The organism is Tessaracoccus zhenghani (assembly GCF_054552775.1).
Window position 1 is genome coordinate 119,717 of record NZ_CM137275.1, and the last position, 26,753, is coordinate 146,469.

At 68.4% G+C, this 26,753-nt stretch carries 32 protein-coding genes and 1 tRNA gene; 22 read left to right on the plus strand and 11 right to left on the minus strand.

The features are described from left to right. The first annotated feature begins 21 nt into the window (after positions 1-21). The gene (locus ACX1DX_RS00595) at positions 22-1,380 is read left to right on the plus strand and encodes an MFS transporter (RefSeq protein WP_459397305.1); all 1,359 of its coding nucleotides are present in this window, start codon (positions 22-24) and stop codon (positions 1,378-1,380) included. On the opposite strand, the gene ACX1DX_RS00600 is transcribed toward ACX1DX_RS00595, so the two are convergent. Beyond that, on the minus strand, positions 1,362-2,471 hold the full coding sequence (locus ACX1DX_RS00600) for a serine/threonine-protein kinase (protein WP_459397306.1): 1,110 nt from the start codon (positions 2,469-2,471) through the stop codon (positions 1,362-1,364). The two genes, ACX1DX_RS00595 and ACX1DX_RS00600, sit on opposite strands and share 19 nt — an antisense overlap. Positions 2,472-2,540: 69 nt before the next feature. Between ACX1DX_RS00600 and ACX1DX_RS00605 the strand changes: the two genes are divergently transcribed. From ACX1DX_RS00605 to ACX1DX_RS00615, 3 genes are all read left to right on the plus strand, one after another. Then, positions 2,541-3,392 (plus strand): RDD family protein, encoded by an 852-nt coding sequence (locus tag ACX1DX_RS00605; protein WP_459397307.1) that lies wholly within the window; start codon positions 2,541-2,543, stop codon positions 3,390-3,392. A 10-nt stretch (positions 3,393-3,402) separates the two neighbouring features. Next, complete coding sequence (gene malQ / locus ACX1DX_RS00610; RefSeq protein WP_459397308.1) at positions 3,403-5,553, plus strand: 4-alpha-glucanotransferase; 2,151 nt, start codon at positions 3,403-3,405, stop codon at positions 5,551-5,553. Positions 5,554-5,626: 73 nt separating this feature from the next. Beyond that, positions 5,627-6,145 carry a hypothetical protein gene (locus ACX1DX_RS00615; RefSeq protein ID WP_459397309.1) on the plus strand — a complete coding sequence of 173 codons (519 nt, stop codon included), beginning with the start codon at positions 5,627-5,629 and terminating at the stop codon, positions 6,143-6,145. 9 nt (positions 6,146-6,154) lie between these two features. Here ACX1DX_RS00615 and ACX1DX_RS00620 read toward each other — a convergent pair whose 3' ends face one another. Beyond that, positions 6,155-6,784: a YbaB/EbfC family nucleoid-associated protein gene (locus tag ACX1DX_RS00620; RefSeq protein ID WP_459397310.1), complete on the minus strand. Its 630-nt coding sequence runs from the start codon at positions 6,782-6,784 to the stop codon at positions 6,155-6,157. A 53-nt stretch (positions 6,785-6,837) separates the two neighbouring features. Between ACX1DX_RS00620 and ACX1DX_RS00625 the strand changes: the two genes are divergently transcribed. Next, complete coding sequence (locus ACX1DX_RS00625; protein ID WP_459397311.1) at positions 6,838-7,164, plus strand: hypothetical protein; 327 nt, start codon at positions 6,838-6,840, stop codon at positions 7,162-7,164. Then, the gene (locus ACX1DX_RS00630) at positions 7,161-8,030 is read left to right on the plus strand and encodes a WXG100 family type VII secretion target (protein WP_182764466.1); all 870 of its coding nucleotides are present in this window, start codon (positions 7,161-7,163) and stop codon (positions 8,028-8,030) included. The genes ACX1DX_RS00625 and ACX1DX_RS00630 overlap by 4 nt, the downstream gene beginning before the upstream one ends. Positions 8,031-8,035: 5 nt before the next feature. On the opposite strand, the gene ACX1DX_RS00635 is transcribed toward ACX1DX_RS00630, so the two are convergent. Further along, positions 8,036-9,460 carry a nicotinate phosphoribosyltransferase gene (locus ACX1DX_RS00635; protein WP_459397312.1) on the minus strand — a complete coding sequence of 475 codons (1,425 nt, stop codon included), beginning with the start codon at positions 9,458-9,460 and terminating at the stop codon, positions 8,036-8,038. On the opposite strand from ACX1DX_RS00635, the gene clpS reads away from it, so the two are divergent. From clpS to ACX1DX_RS00685, 11 genes are read left to right on the plus strand one after another with little or no spacing between them, the layout of a single operon-like run. After that, positions 9,419-9,712 (plus strand): ATP-dependent Clp protease adapter ClpS, encoded by a 294-nt coding sequence (clpS, locus tag ACX1DX_RS00640; RefSeq protein ID WP_459397313.1) that lies wholly within the window; start codon positions 9,419-9,421, stop codon positions 9,710-9,712. The genes ACX1DX_RS00635 and clpS overlap by 42 nt on opposite strands. After that, positions 9,709-10,308: a DUF2017 family protein gene (locus ACX1DX_RS00645; protein ID WP_459397314.1), complete on the plus strand. Its 600-nt coding sequence runs from the start codon at positions 9,709-9,711 to the stop codon at positions 10,306-10,308. The genes clpS and ACX1DX_RS00645 overlap by 4 nt, the downstream gene beginning before the upstream one ends. Before the next feature lie 9 nt (positions 10,309-10,317). Beyond that, complete coding sequence (locus ACX1DX_RS00650; protein WP_459397315.1) at positions 10,318-11,745, plus strand: tyrosine phenol-lyase; 1,428 nt, start codon at positions 10,318-10,320, stop codon at positions 11,743-11,745. Positions 11,746-11,792: 47 nt separating this feature from the next. After that, the gene (gene murI / locus ACX1DX_RS00655; RefSeq protein ID WP_459397316.1) at positions 11,793-12,602 is read left to right on the plus strand and encodes a glutamate racemase; all 810 of its coding nucleotides are present in this window, start codon (positions 11,793-11,795) and stop codon (positions 12,600-12,602) included. An 18-nt stretch (positions 12,603-12,620) separates the two neighbouring features. After that, the gene (locus tag ACX1DX_RS15090; protein WP_527252160.1) at positions 12,621-12,734 is read left to right on the plus strand and encodes a DUF8730 family Cys-rich protein; all 114 of its coding nucleotides are present in this window, start codon (positions 12,621-12,623) and stop codon (positions 12,732-12,734) included. A 23-nt stretch (positions 12,735-12,757) separates the two neighbouring features. Continuing rightward, positions 12,758-13,483 carry a ribonuclease PH gene (rph, locus tag ACX1DX_RS00660; RefSeq protein ID WP_076060371.1) on the plus strand — a complete coding sequence of 242 codons (726 nt, stop codon included), beginning with the start codon at positions 12,758-12,760 and terminating at the stop codon, positions 13,481-13,483. Further along, positions 13,480-14,088, plus strand: a complete 609-nt coding sequence (gene rdgB, locus ACX1DX_RS00665) for an RdgB/HAM1 family non-canonical purine NTP pyrophosphatase (RefSeq protein ID WP_459397317.1) — start codon at positions 13,480-13,482, stop codon at positions 14,086-14,088. Before rph ends, rdgB begins: the two co-directional genes overlap by 4 nt. 1 nt (position 14,089) lies before the next feature. Then, positions 14,090-14,902, plus strand: a complete 813-nt coding sequence (locus ACX1DX_RS00670; protein WP_459397318.1) for a thymidylate synthase — start codon at positions 14,090-14,092, stop codon at positions 14,900-14,902. 23 nt (positions 14,903-14,925) lie between these two features. Further along, positions 14,926-15,741, plus strand: coding sequence for a DUF1707 SHOCT-like domain-containing protein (locus ACX1DX_RS00675; RefSeq protein ID WP_459397319.1), 816 nt, complete (start codon positions 14,926-14,928; stop codon positions 15,739-15,741). Then, positions 15,738-16,223, plus strand: coding sequence for a dihydrofolate reductase (locus ACX1DX_RS00680; RefSeq protein WP_182764458.1), 486 nt, complete (start codon positions 15,738-15,740; stop codon positions 16,221-16,223). Before ACX1DX_RS00675 ends, ACX1DX_RS00680 begins: the two co-directional genes overlap by 4 nt. A 41-nt stretch (positions 16,224-16,264) precedes the next feature. Next, a complete protein-coding gene (locus tag ACX1DX_RS00685; RefSeq protein WP_459397320.1) occupies positions 16,265-17,632 on the plus strand; it encodes a DNA polymerase IV in 1,368 nt (455 codons plus the stop codon). A 15-nt stretch (positions 17,633-17,647) separates the two neighbouring features. Here ACX1DX_RS00685 and ACX1DX_RS00690 read toward each other — a convergent pair whose 3' ends face one another. Together ACX1DX_RS00690 and ACX1DX_RS00695 are read right to left on the minus strand one after the other, a co-directional pair. Then, positions 17,648-18,046 (minus strand): VOC family protein, encoded by a 399-nt coding sequence (locus ACX1DX_RS00690; RefSeq protein WP_459397321.1) that lies wholly within the window; start codon positions 18,044-18,046, stop codon positions 17,648-17,650. 80 nt (positions 18,047-18,126) lie between these two features. Beyond that, positions 18,127-19,434, minus strand: coding sequence for a DUF2254 domain-containing protein (locus ACX1DX_RS00695; protein ID WP_459397322.1), 1,308 nt, complete (start codon positions 19,432-19,434; stop codon positions 18,127-18,129). 72 nt (positions 19,435-19,506) lie between these two features. Between ACX1DX_RS00695 and thpR the strand changes: the two genes are divergently transcribed. Beyond that, a complete protein-coding gene (gene thpR / locus ACX1DX_RS00700; RefSeq protein WP_182765877.1) occupies positions 19,507-20,085 on the plus strand; it encodes an RNA 2',3'-cyclic phosphodiesterase in 579 nt (192 codons plus the stop codon). 21 nt (positions 20,086-20,106) lie between these two features. After that, positions 20,107-20,188 (plus strand) — tRNA-Leu (locus ACX1DX_RS00705). On the opposite strand, the gene ACX1DX_RS00710 is transcribed toward ACX1DX_RS00705, so the two are convergent. The 6 genes from ACX1DX_RS00710 to ACX1DX_RS00735 form a co-directional block, all read right to left on the minus strand. Next, positions 20,170-21,051 carry an amino acid ABC transporter permease gene (locus tag ACX1DX_RS00710; protein ID WP_076060394.1) on the minus strand — a complete coding sequence of 294 codons (882 nt, stop codon included), beginning with the start codon at positions 21,049-21,051 and terminating at the stop codon, positions 20,170-20,172. The genes ACX1DX_RS00705 and ACX1DX_RS00710 overlap by 19 nt on opposite strands. Beyond that, positions 21,048-21,728: an amino acid ABC transporter permease gene (locus ACX1DX_RS00715; RefSeq protein WP_459397323.1), complete on the minus strand. Its 681-nt coding sequence runs from the start codon at positions 21,726-21,728 to the stop codon at positions 21,048-21,050. Before ACX1DX_RS00715 ends, ACX1DX_RS00710 begins: the two co-directional genes overlap by 4 nt. Positions 21,729-21,800: 72 nt before the next feature. After that, on the minus strand, positions 21,801-22,658 hold the full coding sequence (locus ACX1DX_RS00720; RefSeq protein WP_459397324.1) for a glutamate ABC transporter substrate-binding protein: 858 nt from the start codon (positions 22,656-22,658) through the stop codon (positions 21,801-21,803). Positions 22,659-22,700: 42 nt separating this feature from the next. Next, positions 22,701-23,474, minus strand: coding sequence for an amino acid ABC transporter ATP-binding protein (locus tag ACX1DX_RS00725; RefSeq protein WP_459397325.1), 774 nt, complete (start codon positions 23,472-23,474; stop codon positions 22,701-22,703). A 164-nt stretch (positions 23,475-23,638) separates the two neighbouring features. After that, positions 23,639-24,277, minus strand: coding sequence for an IMPACT family protein (locus ACX1DX_RS00730; RefSeq protein WP_459398230.1), 639 nt, complete (start codon positions 24,275-24,277; stop codon positions 23,639-23,641). 7 nt (positions 24,278-24,284) lie between these two features. After that, positions 24,285-24,764, minus strand: a complete 480-nt coding sequence (locus ACX1DX_RS00735; protein WP_459397326.1) for a peroxiredoxin — start codon at positions 24,762-24,764, stop codon at positions 24,285-24,287. 107 nt (positions 24,765-24,871) lie between these two features. Here ACX1DX_RS00735 and ACX1DX_RS00740 point away from each other — a divergent pair, with 107 nt between their 5' ends. From ACX1DX_RS00740 to ACX1DX_RS00750, 3 genes are read left to right on the plus strand one after another with little or no spacing between them, the layout of a single operon-like run. After that, positions 24,872-25,195, plus strand: a complete 324-nt coding sequence (locus tag ACX1DX_RS00740) for a DUF3618 domain-containing protein (RefSeq protein WP_076060406.1) — start codon at positions 24,872-24,874, stop codon at positions 25,193-25,195. Between the two features lie 23 nt (positions 25,196-25,218). Continuing rightward, complete coding sequence (locus tag ACX1DX_RS00745; protein ID WP_076060408.1) at positions 25,219-25,515, plus strand: GroES family chaperonin; 297 nt, start codon at positions 25,219-25,221, stop codon at positions 25,513-25,515. Positions 25,516-25,565: 50 nt separating this feature from the next. Continuing rightward, complete coding sequence (locus tag ACX1DX_RS00750; RefSeq protein ID WP_459397327.1) at positions 25,566-26,747, plus strand: cytochrome P450; 1,182 nt, start codon at positions 25,566-25,568, stop codon at positions 26,745-26,747. Positions 26,748-26,753: the final 6 nt, after the last annotated feature.

A 26,753-nucleotide genomic window follows, 5' to 3' on the forward strand; every position in this document is an offset into this window, starting at 1 on the left:
GGGCGCGGCCAAGGAGGTTTCATGACGCAGGGACGGTGGGCGCTCATCGTGGGCATCATGCTGAGCGTCTTCGCGGTCGCCTTCCAGGCCATCGGCATTGCGACGGCGTTGCCCACCGTCATGGAGGACCTGGGCGCCGCCGTCCTGTACCCCTGGGCCTTCACCACCTTCGTGTCGGGCATGCTGTTGGCCGTCATCGTGGCCGGCCGGGTCACGGATCGGCGCGGCCCGTCGCTGCCCATCTATGTGGGCTTCGCGCTGTTCGGCATCGGGCTGGTGATGGGCTGGCTCGCTCCGTCGGTGTGGGTGCTGCTCGCCGGCCGCGTCGCCCAGGGCCTGGGTGCCGGCGCGCTCAACCTCACGCTGATGGTGATCGTCGCGCACGGGTTCCGGCCAGAGGACCGCCCCAAGGCCATGGCGTTGGTGTCGTTCTGCTGGCTGCTCCCGGCCTTCGTCGGCCCGCCCATCGCCGCCTGGCTGACGCTGACCAACTGGCGGCTGGTCTTCGCCGTGATGGTGCCGCTGATGGTCATCGCGTTCGCCATCACGTTGCCCGGGCTGCGGCGCGTCCAGGCGGAGTTCCACGGCGACGGCGACGTGCCGCCCGTCCCGGTCGCCGCCACCATCGCGGTGACGCTGGCGCCGTCGTTCATCCTGCTCGCCGGCCAGCCGCTGGGGCTCTGGCGTTGGGTCTCTGCCACCGCGGGTGTGGCCGCGTTGGCCTGGGGGCTCAAGCGCATCATCGCGCCCAAGGCTTTGGGCTTCGGGCCCGGTATCCCGAGCATCGTCCTGGCCCGCGCCACCCAGGCGGGCGCCTTCTTCGCGGCCGAGACCATCGTGCTGGTCACGCTCCAGCACCTGCGCGGCTACACGCCGTTCCAGGTGGGCCTCGCGCTCACCGTCGGCAGCCTCGGGTGGACCCTCGCGTCGTGGTTGCAGGCGCAGCGCTGGGTGCCCCTCAGCCGAGACGCCTTCATCACGCTGGGGGCGGCACTCTCGGCGTTCGGGATCGCGACGCTGGTGGCTTTCGCCTGGTTCCCCGGGATGCCGCTGGCGGCCGCGCTGGCCGGGTGGATCGTCGCAGGGCTGGGCATGGGGCTCACGATGCCCAGCAGCTCCGTGGCGGTGATGGGGTTGTCGTCGCAGTTCGAGCAGGGGCGGCACCAGTCGTCGCTCCAACTGGCCGAATCGGTCGGTAACTCCGTGGTGACCGCGGTCGCCGGCGGCATCTACACCGCACTGCTGTTTGTGGAGCCGAGGAAGCTCAGCTACACGGTGTCACTCGGTGCGGTGCTCCTCCTCGCGGTGGCGGCCGTTGCGCTCAGCCGACGCATCGGTTGGATCGAGAACGAGTTGCGTGCTCAGCGCGTGAGCACGTAGATGGTCAGCCAGATCGTCAGGCCGAGCAGGAGCATGGCGGAACTGGTGACCCACACGTAGAACCACGGCGAGTGTGTCTCGACCGACTTCTTCGGGGCGTAGCGACCGCGGCCGATGTAGTTGTCCAGCATGGAGGCCGGGGTCTCGCTGCGCGAAGGGAGACTGCCACCGTTCTGCCTGCCGCCGCTGATCAGGGCGCCCATGGGCTGCGGCGCGGAGGGCATCTGCCCGATCAGCGCCGTCGTCGAGGTGATGGGCCGCGGCTGGTACGAGTCGCCGCCGGGGAGCTTGTCCGCCAAGCGGTCCAGGACCTCCGCGAACTGGGCGGCGGTCTGGGGGCGCCGGTTGGGATCCGGCGAGAGGGCCGAGGCCATCAGCTGGTCCAGCAGTTCCGGGGCGCCGATCTGGTCCGCGATGGCGGCCGGGCCGATGGTGTGGTTGCGGCTGAGCAACTCCGCGAGCGTCTTGACCGGGAACGGCGGACGTCCGGTCAGCAGGGCGTAGGTGACGCAGGCCAGCGAGTAGATGTCCGAGCGCTGGTCCAGCTGCGACGAGTTGGCCTGTTCCAGCGCCATGTAGGCCGGGGTGCCGGCCGTCATGGTGTCGCGGTACTCGTCCAGCAGCGACTTCGCCACGCCGAGATCTGCGAGCATCACCCGCACGCCGCCAGACGAGTTCGTGAGCAGGATGTTGCCGGGCGTGATGTCGCGGTGCACCAGTTGGTTGCGGTGCAGCACCTCGAGCGCGCGGGCGGCCTCGGCGCAGAGCCGTAGCGCCAGGCCGGGAGCCACCATGCGCTTGCGCAACTGCTCCAGCGACCCGCCGTTGGCGAGGTCCATCACGAAGTAGGGCTGCCCCCGGTCCGTGGTGCCGATGTCGTAGACCCGCACGATGCGTTCATCCGAGATCCGGCGCAGGAGGCGCGCCTCCGCCAGGAAACGGGCGCGCACATCGTCGTTGGTGGCCCAGTTATCGGCGAGCACCTTGACGGCCACCGGCACGTCGAGCGTGTCGTCCTGGCCGCGGTAGACGGTGGCGAAAGACCCGGACCCGATACGTCCGGTGATCCTGTAGCGCCCGATCATCTCCATTGCGATAAGCATTCTCCCCTAAAAACAAGCCGCCGGGGAAGTCCGCTGATCTCTGGCATCCTTGGAACCATGACGAATACCCCGCAGCAGCCCCCCGCCGGTTGGTACCCGGATCCCGCCGGATCCGGGGGTGAGAGGTTCTGGGACGGCGTTGCATGGTCGCAGTCCACCCGGGACAAGGCGGCTCCCGAGGCAGCGCCGGGCGCAGCCCCCGGTGGGTCGGCCGGGGCGTCCGGCTACGGCGCGACGCAGTCCTACGCCGGCCCCCCACAGCAGCGAGAGCAGCCCCAGCAGCAGTACAGCCAGCAGCCCTACGGGCAGCAGCCCCAGTACGGACAGCAGCCCTACCAACCGCAGTACGGGCAGCAGCCCTACGGCGGCGTGCAGGGCTACGGCGCCGGCTACGGAGCGCAGCAGCTCCCGCGTCCGGCCGGTTTCTGGTGGCGCGTGCTGGGCTTCATCCTCGACGGCCTCGTCATCATGATCCCCAACTGGCTGGTGGGTGCTGCCACCGGCATCACGGCCCGCGCCACGGGCGCGATGGAGCAGTGGTTCCGCGACCTGATGGTCTGGTCCGAGAGCCAGACCACAGCGCCGCCGGATCTCCCGGCGGACTTCAATGAGGCGGTCCTCATCTTGTCCCTCATCCAAGTGGCGGTGTGGGCGGTGTACCGCATCGCCATGTACGCCTGGAAGAGCGCCACGCTCGGACAGATGGCCATCGGTGCCCGCACGGTGCCCGCCGCCAACCCGGACGCCAAGATGGGCTGGGGCACGATCGTCCTGCGCTCCATCGTGTCGCCCGTGCTCTACGCGCTGTCCTTCATCGGGCTCATCAACGGGCTCTTCGCGGCCTTCACCCCGCGCAAGCAGACACTCGCAGACCTCATCGCGCGCACCGTCGTCCTGAAGATCCGATAGGGTCGTTGCGGTGAGCGACGTGTACTCAGGGCTTGCCCAGCTGGCGGAGAAGTTCGGCATCGCCCAGGAATTCTGGGATTGGAAGGGCCGCCACCAGGCCATTCCTGCCGAGACCATCATCGAGGTGCTCCGCGCCTTCGAGATCGACGCCTCCACCCCGCAGGCGGCCGATGACGCGCTCACCCGGCTGGAGGACGACCGCTGGCGCCGCACCCTCCCCGCGTGCACCGTGGCGGAAGAGGGCCAGGGCATCCACGTCGACGTGCACGTCCCCGCCGGGACCTCCGTCGAGATCTCGGTGCGGCTGGAATCCGGCGAGACCCGCAGCACGTGGCAGTCGGAGAACGCCAGACCGGACCGGTGGGTCGACGGTGCACCCATCGGGGAGGCGACCTTCTGGCTGGGCGACGACCTGCCCATCGGTTACCACGAGATCGTGGCGCACACCGTCGCCGGCACGCACCGGTCGTCGCTGATCATCACGCCGCGCTTCGTCGGCTTCCCCACGCGCATGCGCGGCAACCGGATCTGGGGCTACGGCACCCAGCTGTACTCGGTCACCTCCTCGCGTTCCTGGGGCATCGGCGACCTGGGCGACCTGGCAGACCTCATCACCTGGTCCGGCACGCGCCAGTTCGCCGGCTACGTGCTGATCAACCCGCTCCACGCGGCTGAGCCGGCACCCCCGATCGAGCCGTCGCCGTACCTGCCCGCCAGCCGCCGGTTCATCAACCCCATCTACATCCACCCCGAATCCATCCCCGAGTACGCCACCCTCGGCAAGGACGAGCGCAAGCGGATCAAGCTGTTGCTGGAGCAGGCGCAGGAGGCGGCCGACACCTCCGGCATCGTGGACCGCAACGCCATCTGGCCGTTGAAGCTCGAGGCCCTGCGGATCATCCACGGGGCGGGCATGCGCCCGGCCAGGCACATCGCGTTCCAGGACTTCCGCGGCCGCGAGGGCATCGGCCTGCGGTTCTTCGCACTCTGGAGCGCACTGAGCATCGAGTTCGGTCAGTTATGGGCGGAGTGGCCGGAGGCCTACCGCTCGCCCTCGTCGCCCGCGGTGGCTGCCTTCGCGGAGGCGAACGCCGAGGAGGTGGACTTCTTCGAGTGGCTGCAGTGGGTGGCGCAGACGCAGGTGTCCGCCGCCCAGACCGTCGCCGACGAGGTGGGCATGCCGGTGGGCATCGTCACAGACCTCGCCGTCGGCGTGCACCGCTACAGCGCGGAGACGTGGATGATGCCTGACGTGTTCGCCCAAGGCATGAGCGTCGGGGCACCGCCGGACCAGTACAACCAGTCGGGGCAGGACTGGGGCCAGCCGCCCTGGCGCCCTGACCGGCTCGAGGAACTGGCCTACGAACCGTTCCGTGCCATGGTGGCGGCGGCGTTGCGCCGCGTCGGTGGCCTGCGGGTGGACCACATCATCGGCATGTTCCGCCTGTGGTGGGTGCCGCAGGGGCTGGGCCCCACCGCAGGCACCTACGTGCGCAACAACCACGAGGCCATGATCGGCATCCTGGCGTTGGAGGCGCAGCGTGCCCAGGCACTCGTCGTCGGGGAAGACCTGGGCACGGTGGAGCCCTGGGTGCGCGACTACCTCTCACGCCGTGGGCTCCTCGGCACCTCGGTGTTGTGGTTCGAATCCGGGCTGCAGGGGGAACCGCTCGACGCCCAGTGGTGGCGCGAGTACTGCATGGCCTCGGTCACCACCCACGACCTTCCGCCGACGCTGGGCTACCTCGCCGGCGACCACGTCCGGCTCCGCCATGACCTGGGGCTGCTCACGGAGCCGCTCGAGACCGAACTCGCCGCGGCGCAGCAGGAGCAGGCTGACTGGGTGACCAAGCTCATCGTCGACGGCCTGCTGGATCCCGCGCACCGCGACGACCCCGTCGAGGTCATGCTCGCGCTGCACAAATTCCTGCTGCGAACGCCGTCGAAGGTGCTGCTCGCGGCCCTCGCCGACGCGGTGGGGGAGCGCCGGGCCCAGAACCAGCCGGGCACCATCAACGAGTACCCGAACTGGCGGGTACCGCTGGGCGACGCCACCGGGCATCGCCTGGACCTGGCGGAGATCTTCCAGGCCGAGCTGCCTCGACGCCTGGCCGCGGTGATGAACGGGGTCGACAGCCAGCCCGAGTCGCGCTGGGGCTGACCCCTGGGTGAGCACGCATCCTGCGCCCTGCGGTGCGGCATACTCGGGCCAGTCGTTGAACGGAAGGTGCCCCATGTTTGATCCCGTGAAGATCTACGCGGACGAGTTCGCCCGGGTCCTCGAGCCGGGGGAACGCATCGTGGCTGCGCCGTACGTCGCCTACATGGCGGGCAGCGAGCAGACCGGCCCCGAGGACAATGTCGTCACGTTCGACATCATCGACGGTTTGACCGTGCCCAGGTGGAACCGGGCCGCCGAGTCAGCCATCTCCGGCCTGACGCTGAACGGCTCGCAGGCATCCCTGGCCGCCGACGTGGCGCGGGCCTTCGACGGACACGCCCACCTGGTGTTGACCGACGCGCGGGTGCTCGCCGTCGACCTGCCGCTGAACGGCGCTCCGGTCGTCAAGGGCTCCTGGCCGCTCGATGCGGTGGCGGAGATCCGGCACGACCCACGGCCGGGGCAGCACGGCCGGCTGCGGCTCACGATGTCGGACGGCTCGATGGTGCGGCTCGTCGCAGGCCTGTTCTTCTGGCGGCGCGCCCAGCGGCTCGTCACGGCGTGGCGTGAGCTTGTCGGCCTCCCGCGGTAACGGGGTGCGCTAGTTGAGCCTGCGCAGGATCTCGTTGAGCTGGTCGTCGACGGCGGTGAGGCGTCCTTCCAGGGCAGTCATGTCCGTGTCGAAGTGGCTGAGCAGCTTGTCCAGGGTTTCGCTGAGCGGCTGGGCGTCGTCGCGCCCCACCTGCGACGAGGCGAGCGCCCGATTCGCGGCCGCGGGCACCTGGGCAAGGTTCTCCGGCCGCACGTCCTGTACGTAGCAGGCCGTGAGACGGCGCGTCCTCGCGTCGACCTGAATGACCACCGCGCCGTCGTCAGCGGCTCCTTCGAAGGTGCGCAGCACGTCTCCCACCGGAGGCGCATCGTCGTCGGGCAGCACCCCCGTCTCGAACACCGCCCGGAGTTGCGGAGAGAGCAGGCTGCCGGATTCGACGCGGTTCTCGATGTCGCGCTCGGCGTTGGCCAGTGCGTCGTTGATGGCCTGCACGAGGGCCGTCCCGGCCTGGGCAGGCCGCTCCACGGGCCCGGCGTCGGTGGACAGCACCGACAGGCCGCCGTCGACGACGGCCGTGGCCGAGCCGTCCTGGCTGTGGCCGGTGTAGGTGGCCTCGGCGAGTGCCATCAGTTCCCTCAACTGGGGGCTGTCGAGAGCATCGCGTGGGAAATCAGACATGAGGGAATTGAAGCATGACCAGGGGTGGACCCGGCGTGACGTACGTTAGGCCGGTGACAGATTTCGCTGTGAGTTACCCGGACCTACGCGCCGCCGGAGAGCGTTTCGGCGAGATGCACGCCACAGCCAGTGACCAGGTGTTGACGCTGGGCTCGGTGCAGCTGACCCAGGCAGACTTCGGACGCGTCCCATGGTTGCAGACGCGCATCTTCGAGTCCTTCCAGGAGCACACCGCCGAGTGCACCACCGTCCTGCAGGAACTGGCTGACGTGCTGGGCTCCACGTCGGATGGGCTCCAGTTGTCCGCGGAGTCGTACGAGGCGATCGACACCGCCGCCACGGAGGCCATCAACAACTTCTTCGGGGAGGCCGGGCAGTGACCGAGTACAACAACTCCCTGGACTCCTGGTACCAGCAGTGCCCCTGGCCCGTGCAGCAGGTGCTCGAATGGCCCTACCAGAAGACCTCTGAGGCGCTGCGCTGGATCACGGGCGATCCCAACAGGGTCGCCGGCTACGCGCCCACCTACGACGCCATCGCCCAACGGGTACAGCAGCTTGGGGCGGAGGTGGAATCGGCGCGGGCCGGCATCGGGATGTGGGATGGCCAGGCACGGATGGCGTTCGACGCGAAGATGCGGCAGGTGCGGCAGAATCTCGAGTCGCTGGCGCCGGCGATCTCGCAGACGCAGGAGATCCTGCGCTCGGCCGCGGAGACCAGCGTCAGCTGCGCCAACCTGATCCTGGACATCATCCGCGGGGTCATCGAGTTCCTGGTGTCATCCCTGGCGGTGGCGGGGGCGTTGGCCGTCTTCACCGCCGGCGCGTCCGCAGTCGCCTGGGTCGCCGCGAACCTGGCCAAGGGTGCGCAGGCGTTGGCCACCGTGCTGAAGGGGGTCGAGCGGGCCGCCAAGGTGCTCCAGGCGCTGGCACGTGCCCTGACGAAGATTCAGGCCGTGATGAAGAAGGTCGCCGACGTCCTCAAGGCCATCCGCGAGCTGTTCCTGGCCATCCAGAAGGCCAAGAAGGGCGCCGGGCTGGTGGACAAGGCACTGCTCACCGCGCTGGCCGCCCCCATCAAGATCCCCACCACCCTGGCGGGCAACGCCGCGCTCGGCGGAGTCAGCGCCGTGACGGGGGTGCCGGGCCTGTCCATGCCCGGCGGCGTTGGCGAGGTGCTCAACGCCGGAGGTGACGCCACCGACGCCGTCGGAAGTTCCAACGAGGCGGTGGGTGCCGCCCGCTGACCGCGTCAGAGGTTCGTGACGATCGGTGCGGCCTGGTACGGGTTGGTCGTCACATCGCCTGCGGCGTCCAGGATGACGGTCTCCAGCGCCGGGTCTCCCTTCGAGATCCGCAGGGCGGACAGCGGCAACTCAGCCAGTGATTCGCGGTGGCGGCGACGGGCGTCGTCGAGCGTGGCGTGGTGCACCAGCTTTCCGTCCTGGTAGATGGGCACCAGGAGTTCGCGGTCGTTGCCGTCGTTGACCGGCGGGGTGCCCAGCCCGATCACCTCGGATTCGGCCCGCCCGTCGGAGCCCAGCCGGCGCATGGCGAACTTGCGGCCGCCCAGAGTGTTCTTGCCCTTGGACTTCTTACCGACCGGCACCCACGGGGCGTCGGTCGCCTCGGATTCAGCGCGGGCCACCAGCTTGTAGACGAAGCCGCACGTGGGGTGGCCGGAGCCGGTCACCAGCGACGTGCCGACGCCGTAACCGTCGACGGGGGAGCCCTGCAACTGCGCGATCTGCCATTCGTCGAGGTCTGAGGTGACCATGATCTTCGTGGCGGTGGCGCCGAGGTCGTCGAGGAGGTCTCGCGCCTGGCGGGCCATGATGGCGAGATCGCCGGAATCCAGGCGGATGGACCCGAGCCGGCCTCCCGTCAGCTCGACGCCCAGCCGGATGGCGGCCTCGACGTCGTAGGTGTCGACGAGCAGCGTGGTGTTGTCGCCCAGCGTGGCCAGTTGGGCGCGGAACGCGTCCTCTTCCGTGTCGTGCAGCAGCGTGAACGAGTGGGCGGCGGTGCCGATCGTCGGGATGCCGTGGGTGCGGCCCGCCTCGAGGTTCGACGTGGATGCGAAGCCCGCCACGTATGCGGCCCGGGCGGCGGCGACGGCTGAATATTCCTGCGTTCGGCGGGCGCCCATTTCCGCGCAGGACCGGTTGCCGGCCATCGCGGTCATCCGTGAAGCGGCGGCGGCGATGGCGGAATCGTGGTTGTAGATGCTGAGCAGGACGGTCTCCAGGAGCACCGCCTCGGCGAAAGTGCCCTCGACCGACAGGACGGGGGAGCCCGGGAAGTACACCTCTCCCTCGGGATAGCCCCAGATGTCGCCGGTGAACCGGTAGGTGGCGAGGTACTCGGCCAACTCGTCGTGGATGATGTTCTTCCCCAACAGGAAGCTGAGCTCTTCGTCGCCGAAGCGGAAGTTCTCGATGGCATCGATGGCGCGCCCCAGGCCGGCCACGACGCCGTAGCGGCGACCTTCGGGGAGGCGACGGGTGAACAGGTCGAACAGACTCCGCCGCTGCGCGGTGCCGGCGTTCATCGCCGCCTGCACCATCGTCAGCTCGTAATGATCGGTCAGCAGGGCTGTGGTCATGCGCTTCAGCGTAGTGGCAGAGTAGGGGGCATGAGCCAAGCACCAGCAGGAGGGGTTGAGGTCGTCGAGCAACCCACGGAGTCGCCGTTGAGCGCCGCGCCGTGGGTCACCATCGTGTGGGATGACCCGGTCAACCTGATGAGCTACGTCACCTACGTGTTCCAGGAGTACTTCAAGTACCCGCTGGAGAAGGCGGAGGAACTCATGCTGCGCGTGCACCACGAAGGCAAGGCTGTGGTCTCCACCGGCAACCGCGAAGCCATGGAACGCGACGTGCTGGCCATGCAGGGGTACAACCTGTGGGCCACGATGGAGCAGTCGTGACCCTGGAGCCTGAGGACATCGTCTGGGAATTCGACGGCGCGGACGGCCGCGACAAGGGGCTGGCATCCATGGTGCGGTTCTACACCCAGCACCTGGAGGAGCTCCTCCCCGCCGAGAGCGACGACCCGTTCGAGCAGATCGTCGCCGACATGTCCGACGACCCCACCAACCGCATGCTCGCCAACCCCCGCCTCGCCCGGCTGTTCCCGGCCGCGCTGGGCGACGCGAAGCAGACCGACGAGTTCTGGCGCGACTCCATCCACGCCCAGACGAGGGCGCGGATCGGGGCGGCCCAAGTGGTCGTCGACAATCTGGACGCCTACCACGACTACATCCCGGTGACGCTCGGCGCGGTGGACGACTGGGCCCGGACCCTGGGCGCGCTGCGGCTGTTCTGGTGGGCGGAGCTGGCCGGCACCGAGCGACTGGCTCGGCCGACGCCGGCGGTCGCCTCAGCGAATCCCGGCCTGGTGGACCTCGTTGAATGGCTGGGCTACATCCTGGAGGACCTCATCGATTCGCGGGAGCGCTGCCTGCGCACCGGGGCGGTGTACGACCCCGACGATTACGAACCATTGACAGGCCCGGACGCCTAGGATCGGTGGATGCCAGGAGACGCGAAACCACCCAGCTCCCTGCACACGATGGGACAGCAGCAGGACCGACGCAGCTGGGCTGAGCCCTACCGGATCAAGATGGTCGAGCCGCTGCGCATGACCACCGCCGAGGAGCGGAAGCAGGCGCTCGCCGAGGCCGGGTTCAACACCTTCCTGCTGCGCTCGCGGGACGTGTACATCGACCTGCTGACAGACTCCGGCACCAACGCGATGAGCGACCGCCAATGGGCCGGGATCATGCTGGGGGACGAGGCCTACGCCGGCAGCGAGAACTTCTACCACCTCGAACAGACCGTGCGGGAATGCTACGGCTGGGAGTACCTGGTGCCCACCCACCAGGGGCGCGGCGCGGAGAACCTGCTGTCCCAGAGCCTCATCAAGCCGGGCGACCACGTGCCCGGCAACATGTATTTCACCACCACCCGCTTCCATCAGGAGCGCGCCGGCGCCACGTTCCACGACATCATCATCGACGAGGCGCATGACTCGCACTCGCTGCACCCGTTCAAGGGCAACGTCGACCTGGAGAAGCTCTCTTCGTTGATCGACGAGGTGGGCGCCGACAAGATCCCGTACGTGTGCGTCGCGGCGACGGTGAACATGGCCGGCGGGCAGCCCATTTCCATGGCGAACCTGCGTGCGGTCCGCGAACTCACCCAGCAGCACGGCATCCCGATCTACCTGGACGCCACCCGCGCGATGGAGAACGCCCTGTTCATCCAGGAGCGCGAGGAGGGCTACGCGGACAAGCCGATCGCCGAGATCCTGCGGGAGTTCTGTTCGCACACCGACGGCGCCACGATGTCCGGCAAGAAGGACCCGCTGGTCAACATCGGTGGCTGGCTGAGCACCAACAACCGCGAACTCTTCGAGGAGGCGCGCAACCTGGTGGTGGTCTACGAGGGGCTGCACACGTACGGCGGGATGGCGGGGCGCGACATGGAGGCCATGGCGATCGGGATCCGGGAGGCACTCAACGACGACTACATGAAGAGCCGCGTCGGCCAGGTCCGGTACCTCGGCGCCCTCCTGGAGCAGTGGGGCGTCCCGTTCGTGAAACCCGTGGGTGGCCACGCCATCTTCCTCGACGCGCGCGACTTCTATCCACACCTGACGCAGGACCAGTTCCCCGCCCAGACCCTGGCCGCGGAGCTGTATCTCGAGTCCGGGGTCCGTGCCATGGAACGGGGCATCGTGTCGGCCGGTCGTGACGCCGTGACCGGTGAGAACCACTGTCCCAAGCTGGAGCTGACGCGCCTCACCATCCCGCGGCGGGTCTACACGCAGGCGCACATGGATGTGGTGGCCGAATCCGTCAAGGCCTGCTTCGACCACCGCGAATCCGTGCGCGGGCTCAGGATGGTCTACGAACCCCGGTACCTGCGCTTCTTCCAGGCCCGCTTCGAACCCCTCTGATTCCCACATAGTTGGAGGATTGGGGCAGAGGGCTAGAATCACCGCTCGTGACCAGCATCGAACAACCCATCGGCGTCTTCGACTCCGGATTCGGTGGTCTCACCGTCCTCCGCTCGCTGGTCGAGCAGTTGCCCAACGAAGACTTCGTCTACCTCGGCGACACCGCGCGCGCGCCGTACGGCCCCCGGGCCATCGCGGAGGTGCGCAGGTTCGCCCTCCAGGGGCTGGACCACCTCGTGGAGCGCGGCGTCAAGGCGCTCGTCATCGCCTGCAACTCCGCATCCTCCGCCGTGCTGCGCGACGCCCGGGAACGGTACGACGTGCCGATCACCGAGGTCGTCCTGCCCGCCGCGAGCCGCGCGGTCGCCGCCACCCGCAACGGCAGGGTTGGCGTGGTCGCCACTCAGTCGACGGTGAACTCACGCTCCTACGAGGACGCCTTCGCCATCGCGCCCCACATCTCCCTGACCCCGCAGGCCTGCCCGCGTTTTGTGGAGTTCGTGGAAGCAGGCATCACCGGCGGCGACGAGTTGCTGGGCATCGCGGAGGAGTACCTGGCCGCCATCAAGAAGGCCCAGGTCGACACCCTGATCCTCGGCTGCACGCATTACCCGCTGCTCCAGGGACTCATCGGCTACGTGCTGGGCACCGGCGTGACACTGGTCTCGTCGGCGGAGGCCTGCGCCCAGTCGACCTACTCGCAGCTCACCCAGGCGGGCCTGCTGCACCACCAACCCCGGGAGGCGGAGCGCATCTTCCTCACCACTGGAGACGCCCATAACTTCCAGGGAATCGGGCGTAGATTATTGGGTGGCTTCGTCACGGACGCCACCACCGTCGTCATCGACCACGATTGAGAGAGATTCGCCATGTGCATGAAAGTCACCTGCCCCAGGTGTGAAAAGCCCACCTGGCAGGGCTGCGGAGCCCACATCGAAGAAGCCCTCGAGGGCGTCCCCGTGCCCGAGCGCTGCGACTGCCCCCGCTGACCAGAGAAGCTAAGTTGGAGCCCATGACTGTGACCCGCATCGACGGCCGCACCACTGATCAACTGCGCCCGGTGCGCATCACCCGAAACTGGCTGGACCACGCGGAAGGTTCCGTGCTCGTCGAGTTCGGCCGCACCCGGGTGCTGGTGGCAGCATCCGTCACCGTCGGGGTGCCGCGCTGGCGCTCCGGTTCGGGCCTCGGCTGGGTGACCGCCGAATACGCCATGCTGCCCCGCGCCACCCACACCCGCTCGGATCGCGAGTCGATCCGCGGCAAGGTGGGCGGCCGCACCCACGAGATCTCCCGCCTCATCGGCCGCTCGCTGCGCGCCGTCGTGGATTACAAGGCGCTGGGCGAGAACACCATCGTCCTCGACTGCGACGTGCTCCAGGCCGACGGTGGCACGCGCACCGCTGCCATCACCGGCGCCTACGTGGCCCTCGCGGACGCCGTCGCCCATCTGCGCGGCCTCGGCGCCCTGGCCGGAGAACCCCTGACCGACTCCGTTGCCGCGGTCTCCGTCGGCTTCGACAAGGCGGGCACCGCGCTGCTGGACCTCTGTTACGACGAGGACGTGGCCGCCGAGACCGACATGAACATCGTGATGACGGGCTCCGGCAAGTTCATCGAGGTGCAGGGCACCGCTGAGGGCGTGCCGTTCAGCCGTGAGGAGTTGGGGGAGCTCATCGACCTCGGCACCGTCGGCTGCGCCGAACTGACCCGGATTCAGCGCGAGGCGCTGGCGTGACCCGCCCTGACAAGCTGGTGCTGGCCACCAACAACCCGAAGAAGCTCAGGGAACTGCGGCGCATCCTCGAGGGCGCCGGCCTCGACATCGAGGTGTTCGGCCTGGGCGACTTCGAGCGCTACCCCGAACCCGAGGAGACGGAGCGCACGTTCGAGGGCAACGCCTTCCTCAAGGCCGAGGCGGCCATGCGCGCGACGGGGCTGCTCGCCGTCGCAGACGACTCCGGCCTGGAAGTCGACGAACTCAACGGCATGCCCGGGGTGCGTTCCGCACGCTGGGCCGGCCCCGCGTGCGATGACGAGGACAACAACGCGCTGCTGCTGGCACAGCTCGACGGGCTGCCGGACGAGCGTCGCTCCGCCCGGTTCGTCTGCGCCCTGGCCATGGTCGCGCCCGACGGCGAGCGCCGCGTGTGGCACGGCCGCATGCCGGGCCGGATCAACGACCAGCCCGCGGGGGAGAACGGCTTCGGCTACGACCCGCTGTTCGTGCCCGCCGGGATGACCGTCACGTCGAGTGAGCTGACGGCGGAGGAGAAAGACTCGATCTCGCACCGCGGCATCGCCGTCCGCGCGTTCGTGGACTACCTCAGGGAACTCGGCTGACATGCGCCAGTACCACGAACTGCTGCGGCACATCATGGACACCGGCGTGGACAAGTCCGATCGCACCGGCACGGGCACCCGGTCGGTGTTCGGCCACCAGTTGCGCTTCGACCTGCGCGACGGGTTCCCCCTGCTGACCACCAAGAAGGTGCACACCCGCTCCGTCTTCGGCGAGCTGCTGTGGTTCCTGCGCGGCGACACCAACATCGGCTGGCTGCACGACAACGGCATCACCATCTGGGACGAGTGGGCGGACGCCGACGGGAACCTCGGGCCTGTCTACGGCTACCAGTGGCGCTCCTGGCCCACCCCTGATGGGAGACACGTCGACCAGATCGCCAAGGTCATCGAGTCGCTGCGCACCAACCCGGATTCGCGTCGCCACATCGTGTCGGCCTGGAACGTGGCGGACGTCGACGACATGGCGCTGCCGCCGTGCCACACGATGTTCCAGTTCTACGTCTCGCCGTCGCCCGACGGCAGCCCGGGTGCTCTGAGCTGCCAGCTGTACCAGCGCTCGGCCGACGTATTCCTCGGCGTGCCGTTCAACATCGCCTCGTACGCCCTGCTCACGCACCTGGTGGCCCAGGTCACCGGCCTGCGGGTGGGCGAGTTCGTCCACACCTTCGGCGACGCCCACATCTACTCCAACCACTTCGACCAGGTCGCCGAGCAGTTGGCGCGGGAGTTCCGGCCGCTGCCGACCCTGCGCCTCAACCCGGATGTGCGCGAGATCGACGCGTTCGAACTGGACGACATCGTGGTGGAGGGCTACGACCCGCATCCGGCGATCAAGGCACCCATCGCGGTGTGACCCCGCTGAGCTACCCTTCTCGCATGAGTGAACTGCGCCCCCACTTCCCGGAGCGCGACGCCTATCTCGACCGGTTGGCGCAGCACTACGCCGACGGACTCCTGGATGACGCCGACTTCGAGGCGCGCCGCGACATGGTGCTCCATTCGAGCAGCCACGGAGACGCGTTGCGCGCCTTCGACGGGCTGCCGCAGCCGCGTTACCGGGAAGGCAACCGCACCCGACGGCCGGCCGGCCTGGGGCGACGGGGGCTGCTGATCGGCGGGCTCGCCGCGGCTGCAGTGGTCGGCGTCGGTGGCATCGCGTCCTGGGTGTTCGGCGCCCGGTTGGGTTCCCCCATGATGGGGGGACCGATGATGGAGGAGGTCGAGCCCCAGCCCTCCATGGGCGGTGGGGACGTCGAGACCTACGCGATCGACTACGGCGTTCTCGAGGAGACCTTCTTCACGCTGCAGAAGCGTGGCCTGACGCTGATCAGTGAGTTCACCGTCGAGATCGGCGGGGTGACGGGCACTGCGATGTCGCCGAGGGCGCCTGGTGAACTGCGGACCTTCAGCCGGCGGATCGACCGGCCCATGGTCATCTCTGAGGGGTGGGAGGGCGAGGTGCCGCCCGCCGTGGAGCTGGAGCCCTGGCAGTCGCTGGTGATGATGAGCATCGAACAGGCGCCGATGGACCTGGGCGGATACGGCCATGCTGACCGCGTCGAGCTCGTGTTCACGGATCGCGGGAGTCCCACGGCACTGGTGACGGTGCTCGCCCTTGAGGACGCGCACCCGCTGGGCACCGCGCAGTACGACATCGACGGAAACCTGATCGCTCTGGAGGAGAACCGGTGAGAATCGTCGCTATCGCGGCAGTGGCCGACAACGGGGTCATCGGTTCCGGTGACGACATGCTGTGGCACATCCCGCCGGACTTCCGCCGCTTCAAGGCCGTCACCAGCGGCAACACGCTCATCTTCGGGCGCAGGACGCACGAGCAGATCGGCCGGACGTTGCCGGACCGCCGGATCATCGTCGTGACGCGGGATCCAGAGTGGAGCGACGACGGCGTCGAGGTGGCGCATTCCATCACCGAGGCGCTTGATCTGGCCGCGGAGACGCCGGAGCGCATCTGTTACGTCGGCGGGGGCAGCGAGATCTATGCGGGGGCGTGGCCGTACCTGACGGAACTCGACATCACGCACGTGCACCAGGAGCCTGAGGGCGTGGCCACGTTCCCGCTGATCTCCAGCAACGAGTGGACCGAGGTCAGCCGCGAGGTGCACCAGGGCTACGACTTCGCTCAGTACCGCCCAACCCCGTCCGCCGGTTCCTGAGCCAGCCGGCACCGGCTGGTCAGAGACCCCCGAGGATCTCCATGCGCCGTATCCTCCACCTTGACCTCGACGCGTTCTTCGCGGCCGTCGAGCAGCGTGACAAGCCGTCCCTGCGGGGGAAGCCGGTGGTCGTGGGAGGCTCGGGGCCGCGAGGCGTGGTGGCGACGGCGAGCTACGAGGCCAGGAAGTTCGGTGTTCGCTCCGCGATGTCCGGCACCGAGGCGCGACGGCGGGCCTCGCACGCGGCCTTCCTCGGCGGCCGGTTCCAGGCCTACCGGGCATCGTCGCGGGTGGTGATGGGGCTGTTGCGCGAGGTGTCGCCCCTGGTGGAGCCGTTGAGCCTGGACGAGGCCTTCGTCGATCTCGAACCCAGCAGCTGGCCCGACGACGAACTGGGGGAGCGCGTCGAGTGGCTGCGCGCCGAGCTGGAGCGGCGGACGGAAGGGCTGACCGCCTCGGTGGGGGTGGGTTCCGCGAAGTTCCTGGCGAAGCTGGCCAGCGAGGCCGCCAAGCCGAACGGCCACCGGATCCTGCGGCCCGAGGAGGAACTGGATTTCCTGGCGCCGCTGGCGGTGCGGGCCATCCCTGGGGTGGGCCCGGCGACGGAGCAGCGGCTCGTCGGCATCGGCCTGCACACCATCGAGGACCTGCGCGGCGCAGACCGGAAAGAACTGGTCAGGGAACTCGGCCAGTCGGCGGGGGAGAGCCTCGCGGAACTCGCCTGGGGCCGCGACCCGAGGCGGGTGCAACCGCAACGCGACCCGAAGTCGATCTCCACCGAGGACACGTTCGCCGTCGACCTGACCGACCGCGGCCAACTGGAACAGATCCTGCGCCGCGACTCGGCGGACGTGGCCCGACGGCTCACCCGGGCCGGGTTCTTCGCGCGGACCGTGACCCTGAAGGTGCGGTTCGCCGACTTCACCACCCGCACCATCGGCCGCAGCCTCGGGGGCGCCACGGCCGACGGCGCGGAGATCGCCGCCGAAGGCATCAGTCTGCTCAGCGATGTCGACATCCGCGCGGGCGTGCGCCTGTTGGGCATCGGTGTGTCCAACTTCGTGACCGCCGCGCAGGAGAAGCTCTTCGACCTCGGACCCGGGTCTGCGGCTGGCGCCAGTGGCCCCGTCGACGTCACCGAACAGCCAGCGGCCAGTGAGGACCCAGAGGCGATCCCCCTCAGCGGGGTGCGCGGGCAGGGCGGCTTCTACCCGGGCGCCGACGTCGAGCACGACGAGCACGGCCGCGGCTGGGTCTGGGGATCCGGCCTGGGGCGGGTGACGGTGCGGTTCGAGTCGCGACACAGCGGGCGCGGCCGCATCGCCACGTTCGCCGTCGACGATCCGGCACTGCACCCGGCAGACCCGGAGCCGCTCGCCTTCCCGTTGCCGGACGAGGACGCTGATTGAGGGGACGGCAGCTGCCTAGCCGGCGGCGATGTTGATGCCCCACTCGACGCCGAACTGGTCCGTGAGGTCGCCGTAGTGGTCGCCCCACATCTGCTGCTCGAACGGCGTGCCCACGGTGCCGCCCTCGGTCAGCGCGTCGAACCACCGGCGACCGGTCTCGGCGTCCTCGCCCCAGATCACGATGGTGGTGTTGCCCTTCTCCTCGGGAGCATCGTTCGTCGGGGTGTCTGCGGCCATCAGGGTGAACCCCTCGGTGTCGAGCTGGCCGTGCATGATCTTGTGCTCAAGTTCAGGGGCGGCGCTGTAGTCCGCAAACGGGGTGGTCGTCAGTTCGCCGCCGAAGACAGACTGGTAGAACTCCAGCGCGGCTGTGGCCTGGCCGTTGAACGCGATGTACGGGCTCATTCGAAGCATGGACGGTTCCTTCCGGATGGGGCTTCCAACGCTACGACGGCCTGGGGTTCAGGCGCCATGATTCCTTCAGGTGGCCCGGGTCAAAGCTGGGTCGGCGGCGTGAGCGTGCTCTCCGCCCGGCTGGTCTCCACGTAGCTCCGCAGCACGGCGGTGTCACGGGCGCCCAACTCCGCCTCGCTCAGGATGGTGTCGACGTGCCGGTCAGCCCGGCTGGCGACCTCGGGATCGACGGCGGCCACCCGGATCCGGGCAGCCAGGTCCACCAGCGCTTCCAACACGATGCGGGCACCGAGCGCGTAGGGGCGGATGTGGTCGAAGGGCGTGTCGACGATCTCCCCGATCGTCGTCACGGGGCGCAGGTAGACGCGGGGCACGCCTTCCTCGTCGACCAGCACGTTGGCGCTCTCGGCGCGGCTGACGGCGGTTGTCACTCCGGAGGCCACCTGCTGGATGGCGTTGACGGCGGTGTAGGGGTCGTTGTTGCCCGACGACAGGCCGCGGACGGCCAGCTCGACGATCTGCTGCTCCGCGAAGCGCACGTCCTGCTCCGTGGAGCGGCTGGGCCCGGCGTGGAGGTGGTCCGTCAGGTGTGGCTCAATTCGCTCAGCGCGATCTGCCGGCCACACCTGGGCGATGGGCTCGCCCTCGATCACCTGGTCGCCGGCCCGCTTCAGCAGCCGGACCGACACCCCGGCCTCCGTGGCGGCGTCCGCGAGCGCGCGCCCGTCGATATGGGTGAGGTAGCCGCCGACGGGGGAGCCGAGGACCGAGCCGCCCTCAGTGGGGGCGTCGATGGTGTCGTACTCCGGTGCTTCCGGGTCGAGCCAGTTGTGCCCCACCGCCCGCTGGAAGTCGAGGCGGGCGCCTTCAGAAATGGTTTCGACCTGCACGGAGCTCGCGATGTGGTGGATGAACCAGACGAACAGGAAGACGTCGATGATGCCCAGCAGGATCACCGCGTTGACGGCGAGATGGGGCACGAAGACCGCGCCGTCGTCGCTGTCCGAACGGATGGTGCGCAGCACCAGCAGCGTGTAGACGAAGGTGGCGGTGAGCACTCCCAACACCACCTGGTTGTCGCGGTTGCGCATGAAGTTGCGCACCAGGCGCGGCCCGTAGGTGGTGGACGCGGTGCTGATCACCGAAATCGTGATGGAGAACGCGGTGCCGGCCACGCCCAGGAACGCCGCCACTGACGCGAGGAGGGCGCGGGCGCCGTCGACGCCGGTGTCGAAGAGGAAGCTCCGGATGAAGCCGGGAAGCTCGAGCGAGGCGCGATCTGCGGCGACGAGGGTCTGCGCCACCAGTATTGCGGCGGCGATGAAGAGGGCAGGCACGAACCAGAAGCGCTGCGGGATGCTGGTCAGGAACGCTCGTATTCGGCCCACCGGAGTCCTCCTCGTCGTCGTCGTTCGACGCTACCGCAGACAGGTTCAGGGGAGGCCAAGTAGCGTTGGGGTATGTCGAAGCGGATGTTCACGGCCGTGCTGCCGCCGCCAGAGGTGATCCAGGAGCTGGACAGCTACGTCGCCCCGCGTCGCGAGGCTGACCGTGACCTGCGCTGGACCCGCCCCGAGGGGTGGCACCTGACGACGTCGTTCATGGGTCACGTGGGCGTCGGGCGCGATGAATACCTGGAGGACCATCTGGCGGAGGTCGCGGCGGGGACACAACCGTTCGAGGTGCGCATCGCCGGGGGCATCGCGTTCCCGAACCCGGTCAGGGCCCGCATCATCGGCCTCGGGGTGCCCGTGGGCCACGAGCCGCTGGCGTCGCTCTCCGCGCACTGCCGCACAGCCGCCTCCAGGGCGGGGATCGACGTCGACGGCAGCAGATTCGTCGGGCATCTGACGTTGGCCCGCAACAGTCGCGGGGTACAGGCCACCCGCTGGTTGACCGTGCTGGACTCGTTCCCCGGGTGGTCCTGGACGGCCGACGAGCTGGTGCTCATCGAATCCCGGAGCACCGGGTACGGCTTCGGCTATGAGGTGGCCGCGCGTTTCGCGCTGGGACGGCCCGTGGCCGATCCCTACGCGTAGCGGCTAGAATCTAGCTCGCTTGCGCAAGTGGTGGAATTGGTAGACACGCAGGATTTAGGTTCCTGTGCCTTCGGGCGTGAGGGTTCAAGTCCCTTCTTGCGTACTCAGTTCCGTGGCCGCCGGCTGCGCCGCGGTGATGCCCCCGGCCGTCTTGCCGCGCTGCTTGAGCCGCTTCTCCACCAACTGGGCCAGGCTGGTCACCAGCAGGTTGAGCAGGATGAACAGCACCGCGCCCACCACGAACGTCACCGTCAGGTTCCCGAACCGGTTGCCCATCTGGCGCACCCGGTTCAGCAGCTCGGGGTACAGGATGATGTAGCCCAGCGCGGTGTCCTTGAGGACGACGACGAGCTGGCTGAGGAGCGTGGGCATCATCGCCGTCAGGGCCTGCGGCACCAGGATCATGCGGCGGGTCTGGCTGGATGTCAGCCCGATGGACAGGCCCGCCTCACGCTGGCCCGAGGGGAGGGAGCCGACGCCATTGCGCACCACCTCGGCGATCACCGCGCCGTTGTAGCAGGTGAGGCCCACCACCACTGCGGTGAAGCTGAGCGAGGGGCCCGCCAGGTCCGTGTTGTAGGTCAGCAGGTAGAAGACGAACAGCATCATGATCAGCACGGGCACGGCGCGGAAGAACTCGACGATGACCGACGAGAGCCACCGCAGCACCTTGAGGTCCGACATGCGACCCATCGCGAACATCAGCCCGAAGATGAACGCCAACACCATGCTGAGGGCGGCGGCGAGCACGGTCTGCTGGATGCCGGGCAGGAAGTACTGCTGCCACGCCTCGACGGTGAACACGGGGAGCCAGCGGTCTGGCGTGATCTGGCCGGCGTTCCACAGGGTCAGCACTATCCAGGCGCCGGCGCCGAAGATGATGAGCACGCCGATGGAGGCGTAGATCAAGTGCCGACGGCGGGTGCTGGGGCCGGGCGGGTCGAAGAGGGCGGCTGCGCTGTTCACCGGCGAACCGCCAGCTTCTTCGAAAGCCAACCTGTCAGCAGCCCCATCGGCAGCGTGAGCACCACGAAGGTGAGGGCCACCAGGCCGAAGATGAGGATGATCACGTCGGAGCGGAACTCGATCATGCGCGCCATGGAGTGCGACACCTGGGCCACACCGATGGCCGTCACCACCGTCGTGTTCTTGGTGAGCGCGATGAGGACGTTGCCCAGCGGGGTGATGGCGCCGCGCAGCGCCTGGGGGAGGATGATGTGGCGCAGGTTCTGACTGAGGGTGAGGCCGATGGAACGCGCCGCCTCTGCCTGCCCGACGGGGATGGTGTTGACGCCGGAGCGAAGTGCCTCACACACGAACGCCGCGTGGTAGACCGCCAGCGCGATGATGGCCAGCCGGATGTTGGTGTCGATGATGTAGGTGGCTGATTCGCGCGAGGCGAGCTGCAGGCCCAACTGGTTCCACAGGATGAGGTTCGCCGCGATCACGATCAGCGTCAGCGGGGTGTTGCGGAACACGTTGACGTACACCGAGCCGGCGAAGTTCAACGCCCGTACGGGCGTCAGCCGCATGACGGCGACGATGGTGCCGAGCACGAACGCCAGCAACGCGCCCCACAGGGTGAGCTGCAGGGTCAGCCAGACCGCTCCCAGGAAGTTGAAGCGTTCGATGAGTTCCAGCATGGCACCTCCTCGTCAGATGTGGATGGGAGAGCGCGACGGGTGCGTGGGGCACCCGTCGCGCCCGGTCACGCGTCAGTCGCAGTGGCCGCCCGGCTCAGCGGGGTTGGTGTCGGGGTTCGGCGTGTACTTCGCCGGCCCCAGGTTCTTCTCGATGGCCTCGTCGATGGCGCCCTCCTCGAACAGCTCGACGAGCGCCTCATTGATCTGCTCGCAGAGCTCGCTCTCCTTGGCCACCCCGATGCCGTACAGCTCCTCGCTGAAGGGTTGGCCCACCACGCGGAACTGCCCGGCCCACTGCTCCTGGGCGGCGTAGCCGGCGAGGATCGAATCGTCGGTGGTCAGCGCGTCGACGCTGCCCGATGCCAGGGCATCCACGCAGGAGGAGTAGGTGTCGTACTCCTGCAGCTGCACGCCCGGGTATTCCTCGGCCACGCGCTCAGCCGGCGTCGAACCCGACACCGAGCAGAGGATCTTGCCCTCGAGGTCGTCTGGGCCGTTGATGGTGTCGTCGTCGGCCTTCACCAGCAGGTCCTGGCCTGCCACGAGGTAGGGGCCGGCGAACTGGACGCGTTCCTTGCGGGAATCGGTGATCGAATAGGTGGCGACGATGAAGTCGACGGTGCCCGCCTCCAGCATGGTCTCGCGCTGGGGTGACGGCGACTCCGTCCACTCGATCTGGTCTTCGGCGTAGCCGAGCTTCTCGGCGACGGCCTTGGCCACGTCGACGTCGAAGCCGGACATCTCGCCGCCCTCCTGGAGGCCGAGACCGGGCTGGTCGAACTTGGTGCCGATCTTGATGGTGCCGCTGCTTGCGCCGTCGCCGCCGGTTTCGGTGTCGGTCCCGGTGTCATTGCCGTCGCCGCCGCAGGCGGTGAGGGCGAGCGCTGCCGCCGCCGCGATGGCGGCGATTCGGTAAGTGGTCCTACGCATGGATCGTTCTCCTTTGAAAGGCTGTGGTGAAGGGAAGGGTTCTCAGTGTGTGAGGATCTTGCCGAGGAAATCCTTGGCTCGGGCTGACTGGGGTTTGGTGAAGAATTCCTCCGGGGTGTTCTCCTCTACGATTGCGCCGTCCGACATGAAGACAACCCTGTCGGCGGCCTTGCGGGCGAAGCCCATCTCGTGGGTGACGACAATCATCGTCATCCCTGACTGGGCCAGTTTGGTCATGACGTCGAGGACCTCATTGATCATTTCCGGGTCCAGCGCCGACGTGGGCTCATCGAAGAGCATCACCTTCGGCTCCATCGCGAGCGACCTGGCGATCGCGACACGCTGCTGCTGGCCGCCGGAGAGTTGCGCCGGATACTTGTGGGCCTGCTCCTGGACGCCGACCCGCTTGAGCAGTTCCATCGCCCGCTCCTTCGCGACGGCGGGTTTGACGCCCCGAGCCTTGATGGGGCCGATCGTGACGTTCTCGAGGATCGTCTTGTGATGGAAGAGGTTGAAGCTCTGGAAGACCATGCCCACGTCGGCGCGTAGTTGCGCCAGGGCCTTTCCCTCTTCAGGTAACTCCGTGCCTTCGACGGTGATGGATCCGGATTCGAAGGTCTCCAGGCGGTTGATGGTCCGGCAGAGGGTCGACTTGCCGGAGCCGGACGGGCCGATGACCACGACCACCTCGCCCTCTCGGACGGACAGGTTGATGTCCTTCAGGACGTGCAGTTCGCCGAAGTGCTTGTTCACGTCCTTGAGCACGACGAGGGGCTGGCCGAGCCCCGGGTTACGTGTCGAAGTGGTGTCGGTCATGGAGGCAAGTTAGTTGCCTAGCCGGTCACTCGCAGGCATAGGCCGTGTTTGTAACGGGATCGTGACCTTGGTCCGCGGGCGGGGGGCACGGCAGTGCCTCCGCGGGCTGGGGCTGGCCGTCTGATCGATCTTCCGCCTATGTGGGTAGAGGAACGGCAGTCTGTTCAGCCGACCCAGCGCTCGCCGATGCCGGTTGCCGTGAGGGCGCCTGCCGACATCGTCGCCAGCGCCGTCGCCAGTTCCCCTTCGTGCCCAGCGCTCACCGCCACCCGGATGTGCGCCTTGTCGCTCCACTCCACGCCGTCAACGACGACCGCCTCGCCCGACGGCAGCACCAGGCCGCGGAGCTGGTCCTCCATGCCGCCGACGGACGCGAAGTCGACGTCGATCTGCAGCAGACGGCACAGCTGGACCGTCCGGATCCCCGCGGCGTCCACGGCCTGGGCGACCGCGTCGGAGTAGGCCCGCACGAGACCCCCGGCGCCGAGTTTGATCCCCCCGAAGTAGCGGGTGACCACGGCCACGACATCAGTCAGCGAGTTCTTCTGCAGCACCTGCAGCATCGGTATCCCCGCGGTTCCGGCGGGCTCGCCGTCGTCAGAACTTCGCGCCGTGCGGGCGTCGGGGCCCAGCATGAACGCCGAGCAGTGATGTCTGGCGCTGAAGTGCACCGAGCGGCGTTCCTCGATGACCGCGCGCGCCTCGTCCTCGGTCGTCACCCGCCTGAGACGGGTGAGGAAGCGGGAGCGCTTGATCTCGAGTTCGACGTCGACGCCGTGCCCCGGCGGGGCGTCGATGGTCAGGAAGTGGTCAGACACCCAGTTCGCGGCGCAGCTTCGCCACGTGTCCGGTGGCCTTCACGTTGTACTGCGCGACGCGGACCAGGCCGTGGCCCTCGTCGTCGACGTCGATCACGAAGGTGGAGCGAAGCACGCCCTCGATCTCCTTGCCGTACAGCTTGCGCAGCCCGTAGGCGCCGTAGAGGTGGTGTACCTTCTTCTGCGGGTCTGCCAGCAGCGTGAACTCGATGTCGGAGTTCGCCTTGAACTTGGCCAGCCGCTCGACGTCGTCCGGTGAGCAGCCGAGCACGGTGTAGCCCGCGTCCCGGAACGCGTCCAGCGATGCCGAGAAATCGACGGCCTGCGTGGTGCAGCCCGGCGTCATGGCGGCGGGGTAGAAGTAGAGAATGACCGATCGCCCGGCGAAGCTGCTGAGCGAGATGTCGTTGCCGGCCTCATCGGGCAGCGTGAAGTCGGGGGCGGGCGTGCCTGTGGTCAAACGTGCGGTCATGGCCGCCAGTCTAGTGCGGCGTCGCCGCGACCGTTCTCCGCGTCTTCTGGCGTGAGAGCCCCAGTGTCAATAGGCTGGAGGGCAGAGAACCTACCGAGGAGCACTCTATGAGCACCCGTTCAGTCGATGAGATCCGCGTCGACCTCGCCGCCAACCGCGCGAAGCTGGCCAACGCCACCTCCGAGGCCGTCGAGTCGATGAAGCCGAAGAACATCGCCCGCGAATCGGTGTCTCAGGTCAAGGAGTTCGCCAAGACCGAGTTCGAGACCGCCACGTCGTCGTTCAAGGACGAGAGCGGCGCCTGGCGCACAGACCGTCTGCTGATGATCGGCGGCGCAGTCGTGGGGGCGGTGGTGTTCTTCATGGCCGTCTCGTCGGTGGCGAACAGACGCAGCCTGGCTTCGCAGGCGCGTCGGGCGATCGAGAAGTGAGCGAACCCAACCTGGCCATCCGAATGCTGCACGACCGGGTCCTCGTCGATGTCGACGCGGTGTCCGGTGAGCGACGCAGCGGCGGGGGGATTCTCATTCCAGCCACCGTGCAGATGGGGAGGCGACTCACCTGGGCCAAGGTGGTGGCCATCGGCCCCAATGTGCGCTCGGTTGAGACCGACGACCGCGTGCTCTTCGACCCCGAGGACCGGGCGGAGGTCGAACTCCAGGCGCGCACCTACGTGCTGCTGCGGGAGCGCGACATCCACGCCGTCGCCTCCACCTCCGTGGCCGACGGTGGCACCGGCCTCTACCTCTGACCTGCGCCCGCGGTCCGTCGGCCGCCTAGGCTGAGGTCACAGGAGGTGCAATGACCGACGACCAGCGCCGCGCCCACAAGCCGGGCGAGCCAACCGAACCCAGGTTGGAGCGCGTGGGAGACCTCTGGCGGATCCGCTCCCTCGAAGCTGCCCGCCAGGTGTTGCGCGCCCGCCACGCCACCACCCAGGCGGGCTTCACCGCCGAGTACATCCCCAAGGGCGTGCTCAAGCACCATCCCATCCTGATGTCGGACGGCCCCCTGCACGACGAGCAGCGCTCGAAGGTGGGACGGTTCTTCGCGCCGAAGGTGGTGCGTGAGCGCCACGGGGACCATATCTCCTTGGCGGCCGCGCGCCACGTCGACGGCCTCGCCGGAGAGGTGACCCTCGACGACCTGGCGCTCCTCTACAGCGTGGAGGTGACGTCGCGGATCGTCGGGCTGACGGAGTCGCCGGTGGAGAAGATGGCCACCCGGCTCGTCTCCTTCTTCCGCCAACCGCCCCTCGACATCACCCGAAAAGACCTCGGCCGCACCCGTCGTCAATGGATGCAGGCTGCCTGGCGGGGGCTCGTGCCCATCGCCAGGTTCTACGGTGCCGACGTCCGGCCGGCGGTGCGCCGCCGTCGGAGGGAGCGGCAGGGCGACGTCATCAGCCACCTCATCGACGAGGGCTACACCAACACCGACATCCTGGTCGAGTGCGTCACCTACGGGACGGCTGGCATGGTCACGACCCGCGAATTCATCACGATGGCCGCCTGGCACCTCCTCACCACCCCGGCACTGCTGGGGCGCTACCTTGTCGCCGGGGGCGTGGAGCGCCACGCCATCCTCAACGAGATCATCCGGCTGGAGCCCGTGGTGGGGCACCTCTACCGGCGGGCGCAGGAGGAGATCGAGATCACCGACGGCGCGCGGCGCGCCACCATCGCGCCTGGCGACCTCGTCGACGTGTGCATCCGGCAGGTCAACGCGGACGCCGAGGCGGTGGGGGAGCGGCCCCTCGCTCTTCGCCCAGGACGCGAGCTTCCGCCGGGGGTGGACGAGGCGGTGATGACCTTCGGTGACGGCGCCCATCGGTGCCCCGGGCAGCCCCTGGCGATCTTCGAGACGGACGAGTTGCTCACCCGTCTCCTCGCCCGACGGCCCCGCCTGGTGCAGGAGCCCACCCTCACGTGGGACGACCTCATCGAGGGCTACGTACTCCGTGGCCTCACACTGCTTGTATAAAGTTTG